This is a genomic window from Flavobacterium sp. 120 (assembly GCF_003633605.1).
Taxonomy (GTDB): Bacteria; Bacteroidota; Bacteroidia; order Flavobacteriales; family Flavobacteriaceae; genus Flavobacterium; species Flavobacterium algoritolerans.
This window is the reverse complement of record NZ_RBKZ01000001.1, coordinates 1,791,109-1,802,984: the sequence shown is the minus strand read 5'-3', so window position 1 is coordinate 1,802,984 and position 11,876 is coordinate 1,791,109. Positions and strand designations below refer to the sequence as shown.

The following is an 11,876-nucleotide window of genomic DNA, read 5'->3' as shown; positions in this document are numbered from 1 at the left end:
CTAATTATGAATATTATAAAAAGAGTGAAAACTCCAACACCAAAATTTTTCAAAGTGCTTCGAAATATTGGTTTGGCATTGGCAGCTGTCGGAGGAACTATTTTAGCTGCACCAATTGCATTGCCAGTTCTGATAACTACGGTAGGAGGTTATTTGGCTGTGGCGGGAGGTGTTCTATCTGCAGTTAGCCAATTGACGACAACGGAGGAGAGAAGTAATGCAGGCAAGTAATCATACATTTATGGGTACCGCTGGCGGTACATTTTTAAGTGTATTACCGAATTTGCATTCGGAAGATGTTTTAAAAACGGTTGTGCTAGCTTCTGTTGGTGCGTTTGTTAGTTTTACAATATCTTTGATTCTCAAATTTTTCATTAAGAAGCACAAAAAATAGTCTAATTCCAGTTGTGGTGACCTTTGAATTAGATCATACTGAGCCCATTCCGCAAGGAATGGGCTTTTTTGGTTTTAGATTTCTTCAAAAATATTCAATGTTATCTCCAGAACAACAACTTTAGAATTACAGTTGCTAAGCTCCTGCCATTTTGCGCTTTCATTCGCTTTAGCTCTAGTGTCAAAAACTCCAAAGCATATTCTAGAAGCTTTGCTTTTCCAATTATCGGTTTGGTATAAAATAAAAAGTTTCATTTTTAATAGCTTTCAGTTTATAATTATTTCCGGAAATACCGGTGTAAAATGACTCTACGTAAGTCATTTATAAGATTTATATTTTCATGAAATTGCTTTTCCTTTTGCTCTAAAAGTTTGAGAGCGGCAACATTTTTAATATGTTCATCATGTTCTTGCATCATAAAACTCGCTTTTGGATAAAACTCATTCTTGAAGTCAGGAAGTCGTAAAAATGGAATTACGGACCCAACTAAAGATTGGTACCAAAACTTAGATTTCCACAAACTATAAGCTAACCAATACACTGTTTCAGCATCTTTTTCGTCTTGAAAAAGGATTACAAAACTATTTGTAAAAGGTTCTTTTTGAGGCTTTCCGCTATTCATCCCTTTATTGAGTATAAAGATTTGGTTTGCTCTGTAAACTGCATTTTTTTGGTGTGTTTTAATAATGAAATTCGGCATGGTGGATTGGTATTAAAAATTAAACATTAATTTTTTGAAAAGAAAAAAGAGAAAAAAAGAAAGCCACTAAAACAGCAGAAATGACGAACGAAAATGGAGGGAGGATCGACCGACTGAAAGTGAGGAAAGGATGCTATGTTTGCTGGATTTTTTTCTTTTTCTTTTCAAGAAATTGCACCATCGTCTTGCTGAGGTTCTTTGGGGGACGTTATTATGAAAACGGCAATCAAACACCCCCAAGCACCGCAGTCTTGTCCTTTTCGGACAAGACGAGGAGCGCAGTGGCGGGGTTGCGGCAATCGAACAGCCACCTGAAGCCGAGAATTGCAGCTGGCGAGGTACGAGACGCAAAATGAAGGAGAAAGAGCGTGAAACGGCGGGGAAAAAACATAAGACAGCCGAAGGCGTTCCTTGATTTAGGGCAAAGTGACGTTTTTACGGAACGGCGCCAACCCCGATGGCTGTGCGAAGGAGCAACCGCTGAAAAAGTAAAGGGCGACAGACATGATACTGCTGGAATGCAGTGGAACAGAGCCTGCGGAGTGCAACGGAATGAAGCGGTATTGTGGATGTAATAGCCCTGTCGAACGCAGGAAGTGAACGTGTGAAGATGAGGAACGCAACAGTGCAAAAAAACAGCTGCTTATTTTCAAGCTACTGTTTTTTTTAGTGCTGTGAAGTGTCTGCGGAATGGAGGGAAACCTAACTAATGAACTGAAATAATAAATTGCTTATTTACCAAAAGGTTCTTATGAAAAGGTAAGGTTTACTGACTGGAGCTGCCGAACGGAACAAAGAGAACGACCGGAGAGAGACCGCTTGATTGCACGTGATGACGAATGTATTGTGGTATTTAAATATTTTCAAGTTTACGTTCGCAGTTTTCTCTTAGTTATTCAATCTGTTATTCCTGAACCATACTAATTTTCAATTTACTCAATTCATACAATCTTTTTATCTCTTCGTTTTTCGAGCGTTTCATTATTTCATTAAACCATTCTTTTAGATCGATAATCTTGATGTAAACATCTTTAAATATAGATTCATCTGCATAGAAGCCCGAAAATGTAATGAAATGCAAATTCCGGTTGTTCCGAATATCCAGATATTCTCTGTTTTGAATTCCTACAGATAATAGAATAACAATTGTCAAGTGATCATTCCAAATCTCAATTGATTGGTTATAGTTTATTACCTGCAAATTTTGATGTTCTTTGCGGGTTATCAAATAGATCAAAATAGCGGTAAACTCAGCATTGCTCAATAACCAAAACAAGATTTGGTGCTCTTTTTTCTCATAAAATACATTATCCATAATATTAGTTTTGATTGTTACAATTAAATTAGTTACGTAGTTTTAAACATCAGTAAGCGATAAGTACAACTGAAAGTGAGTCGCCAAGGCTACTATTGTAGTCAGACGATATTATAATCGTGGCATTACTACCAGCATTTTGTAAAACAGAATTATTGATTTGTGCAATCTCATCATTTGAGATTAAGGTATCACCAAAACTAATATGCAAAAACACATGCTGAACTCCATCAATGTCGTCTCTGTCAGATAAAGCGTTTTTCAAAACATCTTCAATTGCTTTTCGATCCCTAAATTTGCCTTCCGCTTCTCCAAATCCAAAAAAAACAGAGCTACCTTGTTGTATTTTTCCTAGTATGTTTTTTATTCCAATGCTACCAATTTGCGATGAATATGTTGGTATCAACATTTTAATAAATTGTCCAATTGCCCTATCCGCTTTTCCGAATCCTGATTTAAGACCAAAGTTCCCAAAGGCTTGACGGATTTTATTATTATCAATTACCAAAATAAAATCAGCTTTTTTTTGGAGTTCAGCAACTGCTTTTTGCGCTGTTTTGTATCGTGTTTCACCTTCGAATTCGAATGGAATAAGAGTAATAACTATTGTAAATAATCCTCTTTCTTTAGCTATTTCTACCATTACCGGAGTTGCTCCAGTTCCAGTTCCGCCTCCCAAAGCAGCAATAAAAATTGCCGTTTTTGAATTTTTGTCAAACAATTGTTCTATTTGATCTTTACTTTCTATTGCCGAAAGCCTTCCTAGTTCAACATTTCCGTTAGCTCCGATGCCCTTAGTCATCGCAACTCCTATCTGTAGTTTATTTTCCAGTTGACTATTTTTCAAACTATTGTTATCTGTATTGCAATCGATGTAATCTACATTTTCGATAGCATTTAACGAAATAGAAATCAATACATTATGTGCGCCTCCACCAACTCCGATAATTTTAATTTCGTTTGAATTCATTTTTTATTTGATTATTTATAGTTAAGGTTTGAAAATTTTCATCACTGAAATTTTTTTAAGTAAATCATTTATAGCGCAAATCTAAATGGAGAGTGTGCCAAAAGACGGCGGTGGAAATAAAATCAGTATCGAATTCCGCCTGACTGACGATAGAATTACTCTTTGTAATATTTTGTGATAATCGGTTTGTTCAAATTGATTTTTTCTTTTTTATAAAGAATAAACTTATTCGTGGTATTGCCATCAAGTCTATAAAAATCAATATCGTACTCACAACAAGAGTAATACGAACTAACACTAATTTCTTTTTTACTATAATCGATTTTTCCGATATAATTTCTGCTGTAAGTAAAAACAAGAGAAGGAAAATATTGAAATTCTACTAGTTCGTTATCTTGAAATTCATAAACACGATGTACTTTGTTTTTATCATTAGCTTCTAAGCTTTCTTCAACAATCAATAAATCATCTTTGCCATCAAAATTCACATCCTTAAAGAAAAAGAACGCTTCATTTCTTTCATAAAAGAGAGCATCCTCTTTATTTATAATTCCTTTTTCTGTTTTATTTTGGACAGTTATAACTCCCGGAAGATCGTGATTCATAAAACTTTCATAAACAGATTTTTTAAAATCAGAATCAACGAGAGTGCCTATCGAAAGATTATAATCTATTCTATACTTCACTTTGTCTGCAATTCTTTCTAATTCTAAAATTGCTTTCCCAACTACCCATTTCCTTTCTTTTTCGTCAAGATTAGTTATGATGTACTGTGGTGTCCAATAAATTTTAGCCCTAAAGCCATTCACTGGTTTCGCAAATTCAATTTGAATCGTTTTATTTGCTGGTTTGTTCTTGCAACCTATAATAAAAATAAAAAACAACAATAAAATCGGTTTCGAGCTTCTAATAGCGTTTGCAAATCCTGTATCTGTACTGCCCAAAAATAAAATTTTCATACTAATTTTGTTTTGATTGTTAATCGCAAATCTAAATGGGGAGAGTGCCAAAAGACGGCCGTGGAAAAAGTTTTCATTCTTAGTTTTTAGCTTGAGAAAAGACATAAAAAAACCTTTGTGAAAGTTTGAACTTTGACAAAGGTTTTTTAGAAATGAATTTAAAAAGTGTTGAAAAATCTAATTCCAAATATCTTTTTTGTTTATGATTTTATCGTTAATAAAAGTTCGAATGGATTCACTTCTTTCTGAAATTTTAGAAGCAAATTCTTCCGGTTTATTCCAAAATTTCACTTGTTCAACAGTTTTGACCAACCCAAATTTTTCGAAAGAATTTAAATGCTTACTTGGCAATCCATTTGAATCAGACGAATTGGCACTTGATGTAGATAAAGATAGATTTCCAATACCATTAATAACACTCGTAATTTCTTTCCATATTACATCCGCTTGTTCTTTGTTTTCAGAATAATTTTCAATCCCTAGATCTTTCCATTCGATACTTCTAGCAACGATATGGTCTATTGAAATAGAATCATTTTTATAAATTTTCTTTCTTATAATTTGGTAATTTGCTCCATGTTCTATTTCATATTTATATAAAAAATAGGCAGTTTTGTTCCAACCATATGCATGTTTAATCCATTTCTTTTTCTCTACTTCAAACAACTTATTTGTATTATTTCCTAAATGCTCCCAATGATATGAAAAGTTTTTTTCTCCCTTATAAAAGCGAGATAGCAAATCGTTGCATTTAGTCAAGTTTGAACCGTTTTCAATTGATTTATAAATACTTTGAAATTTACTTCGGTATGCTTTTGCATTGTAATAATAACCATTCCAATATATTATTTCATAACAAATTAGAAAATTTTCCCAACGCTCGATTAGTTTATTTTCAATTGGATTTCCAGATCTGAAAGCTCGAAGCAAGAATATAATACTTCGGCTTTTATCTAATAGCAAAACATCACCAATTAGATGGTTTTCTGAATCAGCTTTTGGTATTTTATTTACAAGGATATCCATTGATTTCTCAAATTGCTCAGCAACATTTATTGCATAATTAACAATTTCACTCTTGTCCCTTTTTTCTAATAAAGCTTTTTTAACATATTCAAAAGAACCATTATCTCCAGCCCCCCATTGTGGTAAACTAAAATTTTCATTTTTATAACCGTCTTCAACAGCTTGTAAATGATACATTAAAATATTGTCTAATGATAAGTCACCACGTAGCCATACATCACTTGCTTTTTCTTCCATTTCAAAAATGCCTGCAAAAGCATTTTGAATCTTTTCGATTTCTGCATTAGGATTTTCTGAATTAATATAAACATTCTTCATTAACAGAGCTTTTACTTTTTCTGTCTCAGAAAGTGCTATCCCTCGCGTATTATGTAATTCAAAAATCTGAGAAGCGACCGCTTTGTCATTGTAGCATGCAACAGAACAATGAGCTTTGTCTATTACATCTATGTATTTATCAATCTTATCAATTTCCAATTTTGGTAACTTTTTTTCTCCCGAAAAAGCATCAATAAATAACTTGACAGCTTCTATCATTCTTATGAAAGACATTGTCTTTGTGCTCGTATTGTCTAATAATTCTGTTAGCTTTTTATTTATATTTCCACCACTTGCTTCTAGAATATTAATAATAATATTTAATCCCTCTTTGTCATAAGAGACAGGTGATAAATTAATCTGTTTGTAGTATTCACAATCTTTTTTCAGATGTTTACATACTAACAAAAATAAATAAACAGTACTGATACGCTGTTGCCCGTCTATTATTTCATATTCATTGGATCCAATTTTTCCTTCTAAAATATAATGACCGAGATAATAGTTTTTGTCATCTGATTTATCATCGTCAGTTCTATCATAATACTCTAAAATGTCATTCATAAAAGGGATAAGTTGCTTTTCACCCCACGAGTAAGCTCTTTGATAATCAGGAATTGTAAACGAATAAGGTTTGATAATCTCTCCAAATGTTTTTTGTTGTTCCATAGGTTTTTGTTTTTTATAAATATTTTTTAAACTGATCTTTTTTTTATAATCTCCTCAGCATAAGTCTTGGCGTAGGCTCACGGCATGTAGTGATTCAGTGGAATACTATGTTCTTGGCACAGGTTAATAAAATTTGTTTTACAAATATTATATGTGTGAAAGTTATTGTAAGTCGGAGTTGAGATTCCATTATTATTGATATAGTTGTGTCATTTCTACTATTCGGTCTTTAATTTTCTTTTGAAGCGATTTGGGTTCAAAAACTTTAACTTCTGAACCATATTTCATCAACTCCATGACAATATCAGTGGTAGGGTGGATGTACAATTCAATTTTCAAGGCATCATCTGTATCAGAAATGATTTTTTGTGAAGCATGTAGCGGAAACGATTTGATGTAATTGCCCTGTTGCCAAGAAAATTCTAAAATCACTTTTTGCGCCGGCTCATACGTTTCAATCCCGAAGGCGTGCTGGTAATCTTTTTCCACGTTGAAAACGATGGGTTTAAATTTGTCATCCAAAATTTTTAAATCCGAAATTCGGTCAAATCCGAAATTTTTCACTCTGTCATCTCTATTGTCCTCCGCTATCAGGTACCAGCGGTGTTGGGATTCTTTTATCGCTATCGGTTTTACCGTTCTTTTGCTGATTTCCATTTCCCAAAATTTGGTATGGGTAAATGTGATTTGTAAATTGTTTTGAATAGCATGTAAAATGCCATTTATAAGGTGAGTTCCTGAAGATTTTCTGTTTTCCAAATAAATACTTGGCGCGATTTTATTTCCTTCTTTAAGTGCCTGATGAATGGAAAATGCCTCCATCATTCTTGATACTGAAGGATCTTCAACGTCTTCATCTATATAATACACCTTATCTTTTCGATTGTACTGGATAAGAATACCGAACAAATCCAGTATGTCTTTTTTATCTCTATCGAAAGTACGAGCTGAAAATTCAAAATTAGCACTCAAATCCTCATTTTCAAGTTTAGTCATCACCAGTTTATGTAAATCCTGAAAATTACTAGGAACCGATTTTAATCGATCAACGATGTATAGATAGCGTTTGTAAAATATTACTTTTGCCATAGGTTTATTTTTTAATTATGCTAAAGTATTATTTTAGTCCGACAAAATGTGACGGATAAAAAAATCGATATACTTTTTATTTTATGCCTATTCTGATATAAATATTAAGGAAGCAGATTAACATTACTTCCACAATAATCAAATGTACTTATTGGTGTCCATTTTTTATCTTTTGTTATTTCTAAAATAATCAACAGTAAATTAATACTTTGTTTACAGAATATAATGTTACATAAAGACGTAAAATTAATAGGTTGTCAAATTAAATCCTTACGGGAAACCGTAAAGGGTGAAAATAACTTAAAAGCGGAATTATAAGTACTTAAGTAGTTCTCAAAATCAACTGTGTTATTAGATAAGAAGTGAGTATGAAACATCAGACTGTTAGTTTATTACATGCTGAGAAGCGATGAAACCTCACATTAAGAATTAGATGGTGAATTTTAGTAATATATGGACACCAATCATTTTACTATTTTACTCCAAAAAAAGATTATTTCGTAACAGTGTTTTTATCCTTTGTTTTGCAGCGAAAATATTTTTAAACGTTATCTATTCTTAATTTTAATTTTTGCATTTCCTCGCTTACTTTCTTTTGAACCACTTTTCCATAGCTTTCTTGAGTGATTGTCATGTTGGAATGACCTAATAATTCTGACACGATTTCCATTGGGACATCATTATATAGTAAAACAGTGGAGGCAAATGTTTTTCTGGCCGTGTGGTGTGTAATTCTTTTATCTATTTCTGTAATTATGGCAATTTCTTTTAGGTAGGCATTGAATTTTTGATTGCTTACCGCAGGGAATATGTAATTAGTAACCAATGAATATTTATCGATGATTTCTTGTGCTTTTGGAAGTAATGGAATGGAGATTTGACGTTGAGTTTTTTCTCGCTTCATCTGGATCCAATTCATGTTGTCGAAACCTATTTGGATATTTTTTGTTTTAAGATGTGCCATTTCATTAAAGGCTAGTCCTGTGTAGCAACAGAAAACAAATAAGTCCTGAATTATGGATAATCTTTTTGGTTGGAATGCCGATTCTTCAATGATTTTAAGTTCTTTTGTAGTAAGGAATATAACCTCTTTGTGTACCTTTTTTGATTTGTATAATATAAATGGGTCCCTATCTAAATAACCTTCCGAAATAGCTTGTTTTATAGGTGTTCTTAGCCTTTGAATAATTTTATTAATCGTGATTTGCTTAATGTGTTTTTCTGTCTTTAGATAGTAATCGAAATCGTCGAGAAACCGCAAGTTTAATTCCTTTAGAGGGAAATCTGATTTTTTGAAGTTCCATTTTATAAATGCTTCTAAGTGGTTTCCAACATAAACGAATTTTTCATAGGTGTTTTCTTTTATCTCTATACCTACCAATTTTTGGATTCTTGCAACATATTTCCTGTAACATGACAACATATATTCTTCCTTTTTGAGTGGTATTCCTTTGTATTCATTAAAAATATCATCTAGTTTCCATTCTATTCCCTGAAGTTGAAATACCAAAGCAATGTTGTAAATCTTGACTTGAATTCGCTCTAATTGAGCGTTTATGTATTTGTGGTTTGCTTCTTGAATAGTTACTTTTTGGAGTTTGTTTTCCCAGTAGTTTGGATTTACTAAAAGTCCAGTAGCAAATTGTTTTCGTGCTTTGTTTAGTGTTATTCTGCAATTGATTGGACATAGTCCTTTTTGATTGCTTGTGGCTGTATTTATTACAAACAGAATTGTGATTTTTTCCCGGTTCATGTTTACATTGATTTAAGTTAAAGAATTGGTGTAGCAACTCAAATTTAAAACTATGGAACACAACATGTCTTTTCAGTACGTAATTTACGAATCTAAAATATCATCCGGTTTATTGATTAATGGATCAACCCAATCAGCTTTGTTAGTTGCCCAATCAATCCATTCTAGTATTTCAGGAGTTAGATTATTGGTATTGATTGCCTTTTGTTTTACAGCTTCGATATATTGTCTAATTATGAGGGTTTTGTCATATTGTTCTGAAAGTTTAACTAATCTATTGAATTTTTCCACTTCGTCGTCCCTACGTTTTTTAATTTCTGCTTTACGTTTTTCCTCTTCTTCTCGTTTTAAATTCGCTATTCGAGAACGCTCTTTCCATTCTTTTTCTTTTTGGGCTTCGATTTCAAGTTTTGCTACAATTCTTGCCAAGTGTTCTTCAATTTTCACTTTGCCATCTCTCCATTCTTTTTCACAAGAGTATTTACCTATTTTGAAAATAAATTCGCCTATCGGTTCTAATGTTGTACCGCTATAAGGAGGTTTTGCCGGGACTCTTTTAGATGCTTCTCTTAAATCTATTTCAATAAAAATTCCATCTATAAGTACTCCTGTATCACTATATTCTTTAGAAATTATATGTCCTCTATATCTAATTAATTTCGTAAACGTATCCATAAATCGTAATGCTCTTTCCCGATTGTTTTTTTCAACTCTAATTGGGTATGTAATTCGATTGTCCTCGCGATATGAAGTGAAAGAAATTTTGCCTTGCCAATATTGTTTGGTTTGTATGGTCAGAATATCTGGTTTTATGATTTTATTAGGAACAATTAAAGGTGCATTAGGATCATTCTCAATTTCTTTGGTTCTTACGGTTAACGGTGTTTGGTCCACATTAATTGGATTACCTTCTTTCCTTATCGTTAAAACGATTTTATCAACTCCACCAAAGACTGGATTCAGTTTTTCTTTTTTGAACTTTTTATTGAATTTGAGTTTGGACCAGTAACTAGCATCAGGCATTGGGATTTCAAATTGTTTGCACAATTTCTTTATTCCGTCATTCGTATATGCATATTGCTGTGTCAACTTTGTAAGTGTTGTTGACCATACTATATCGTATAATTCTTTTCTAGTTAATTCGATGGTTTCCATAAAATATACTTCTTTAAAAATTACAATTAAAGATACAATATGTTGAGTAAAAAACAGTGCAAGTTTCGTTTCCGGAATGTCAATAAATTTTTTTCCGCTACCACCACTTCTCGTAAATATTTAGATGCAGTTGCGATAAACTATCATTCCTTCTGGTTCTGTTTAAAAAGTACTTTACCGGGATATTTCTCTGCATACGCAAGGATTAAATCCACACTGTATTGATTGCTTTTATGAGTAGTGACATGATCTTTTATCTCAGAGGGATCTGTAATTCCAACATCCGAAGCAATATATCCCATGCCATAAAAGTGACCGTTTTCTACCCAAATGCAACTGCGTTCTTCGGGAGATCTTCCTTTGTCTATAATGGCAAAGCTGGGTCTGTTTTTTACTAAAAAATCAATAGCGTTTTCGACTTGTTCGTTGTGTTGTTCCATGTCAGGTAAATCGTTCCGGTCCGGTTTAGGGATAAATTCTCCATGGTCGTCCATGCCGTAATTGCAGAATCGATTATCAATACCAAATTGTTCGGATAAGCTGCGCAATACATTGATGCCTTTGTATAAACTATTGAAAGATTCAATGCACGTCTGAAATTTGCCCAGCTTTCCAATGGCCAAATATCGGTAACCGCTGCGGGCTTCATACTCATACAGTCCATATTTAGGGTCAAAGCGTTTTAATGCCCTGTTGTAGGTGGGCCACAGTTTCTTAATTTCAGTACATTCCAGCAATAGCGCCATTAATTCGGTAGCACAGACTTCAAAGGAAATACCATGTATGTCTCTCAGAAAGTTTTGCCTTTGTGGCGTGATATTATGACCACTGAAATGGGAGGCCACCCGTTTTTTTAAGTTGATTGCCTTTCCTACGTAAATGACTTTTCTTGTCTGATCGTAAAAATAATATACCCCTGCTTTTTCCGGTAACTGCTCAAAATCAGCAGGCGGTAGGTTGGGAGGCAAGCGTTGGTCTTGAGAAGTTTTTTTCATCATTTTTTCAATTACTCCTTCAACGTCCCATTCCAGCAAACGAGAAAATAGGATGGCTGTGGCATCTGCATCACCGCCTGCCCGGTGTTGGTTTGTCAAAGGAATATCTAAGGATTGGCAAAGTCTGCCTAAGCTGTATGAAGCTAGTCCGGACTTAATCTTTCTAGCGGCGCGAACGGTACACAATTTTGGTGCAGTCCATTTGAATCCGCTTGCTTCGAGTTGGTGCCGAACAAACGAATAATCAAAGTTCACATTATGGGCAACGAAAATACGTCCGGTAAGCATTTCTAAAACTTTTTCAGAAATGGCATCAAAAATGGGTGCGTCCCGTACCATTTCATTGTTAATTCCGGTTAGCGAAAAAATGGCAAGCGGTATTTCCTTTTCTGGGTTGACGAGCGTTTCCCAACGGTCGATTATACTAGTTCCGTTATGGATAATAATGGCAATTTCTGTAATGCGGCTGCCACTGGCATTACCGCCTGTGGTTTCTATGTCTACTATTGCGTATTCCTGTTTTTTCATTTGGT

The 11,876-nt window shown here is 33.7% G+C and carries 11 protein-coding genes; 1 reads left to right on the top strand and 10 read right to left on the bottom strand.

The window, feature by feature from the left end:
* Window positions 1-6 precede the first annotated feature (6 nt).
* The gene (locus tag C8C87_RS07755) at window positions 7-231 is read left to right on the top strand and encodes a hypothetical protein (RefSeq protein WP_091169212.1); all 225 of its coding nucleotides are present in this window, start codon (window positions 7-9) and stop codon (window positions 229-231) included.
* A 237-nt stretch (window positions 232-468) separates the two neighbouring features.
* On the opposite strand, the gene C8C87_RS07745 is transcribed toward C8C87_RS07755, so the two are convergent.
* The 10 genes from C8C87_RS07745 to C8C87_RS07700 all read right to left on the bottom strand — a co-directional run bounded on the left by C8C87_RS07745 (window position 469) and on the right by C8C87_RS07700 (window position 11,871).
* Window positions 469-648, bottom strand: coding sequence for a hypothetical protein (locus C8C87_RS07745; RefSeq protein ID WP_121342191.1), 180 nt, complete (start codon window positions 646-648; stop codon window positions 469-471).
* Between the two features lie 23 nt (window positions 649-671).
* Complete coding sequence (locus C8C87_RS07740; protein ID WP_121342190.1) at window positions 672-1,094, bottom strand: hypothetical protein; 423 nt, start codon at window positions 1,092-1,094, stop codon at window positions 672-674.
* A 904-nt stretch (window positions 1,095-1,998) separates the two neighbouring features.
* Window positions 1,999-2,409: a hypothetical protein gene (locus tag C8C87_RS07735; RefSeq protein WP_121342189.1), complete on the bottom strand. Its 411-nt coding sequence runs from the start codon at window positions 2,407-2,409 to the stop codon at window positions 1,999-2,001.
* Between the two features lie 49 nt (window positions 2,410-2,458).
* Window positions 2,459-3,379 (bottom strand): hypothetical protein, encoded by a 921-nt coding sequence (locus C8C87_RS07730; protein ID WP_121342188.1) that lies wholly within the window; start codon window positions 3,377-3,379, stop codon window positions 2,459-2,461.
* 155 nt (window positions 3,380-3,534) lie between these two features.
* The gene (locus C8C87_RS07725) at window positions 3,535-4,338 is read right to left on the bottom strand and encodes a hypothetical protein (protein WP_121342187.1); all 804 of its coding nucleotides are present in this window, start codon (window positions 4,336-4,338) and stop codon (window positions 3,535-3,537) included.
* A gap of 177 nt (window positions 4,339-4,515) precedes the next feature.
* Complete coding sequence (locus C8C87_RS07720) at window positions 4,516-6,351, bottom strand: DUF262 domain-containing protein (protein WP_121342186.1); 1,836 nt, start codon at window positions 6,349-6,351, stop codon at window positions 4,516-4,518.
* Between the two features lie 192 nt (window positions 6,352-6,543).
* Window positions 6,544-7,440, bottom strand: coding sequence for a YafY family protein (locus C8C87_RS07715; RefSeq protein WP_121342185.1), 897 nt, complete (start codon window positions 7,438-7,440; stop codon window positions 6,544-6,546).
* A 541-nt stretch (window positions 7,441-7,981) separates the two neighbouring features.
* Complete coding sequence (locus C8C87_RS07710) at window positions 7,982-9,193, bottom strand: site-specific integrase (RefSeq protein ID WP_121342184.1); 1,212 nt, start codon at window positions 9,191-9,193, stop codon at window positions 7,982-7,984.
* Window positions 9,194-9,277: 84 nt separating this feature from the next.
* Window positions 9,278-10,348 carry a hypothetical protein gene (locus tag C8C87_RS07705; RefSeq protein WP_121342183.1) on the bottom strand — a complete coding sequence of 357 codons (1,071 nt, stop codon included), beginning with the start codon at window positions 10,346-10,348 and terminating at the stop codon, window positions 9,278-9,280.
* A 143-nt stretch (window positions 10,349-10,491) separates the two neighbouring features.
* On the bottom strand, window positions 10,492-11,871 hold the full coding sequence (locus C8C87_RS07700; protein ID WP_121342182.1) for an exonuclease domain-containing protein: 1,380 nt from the start codon (window positions 11,869-11,871) through the stop codon (window positions 10,492-10,494).
* Between the last annotated feature and the right edge of the window lie 5 nt (window positions 11,872-11,876).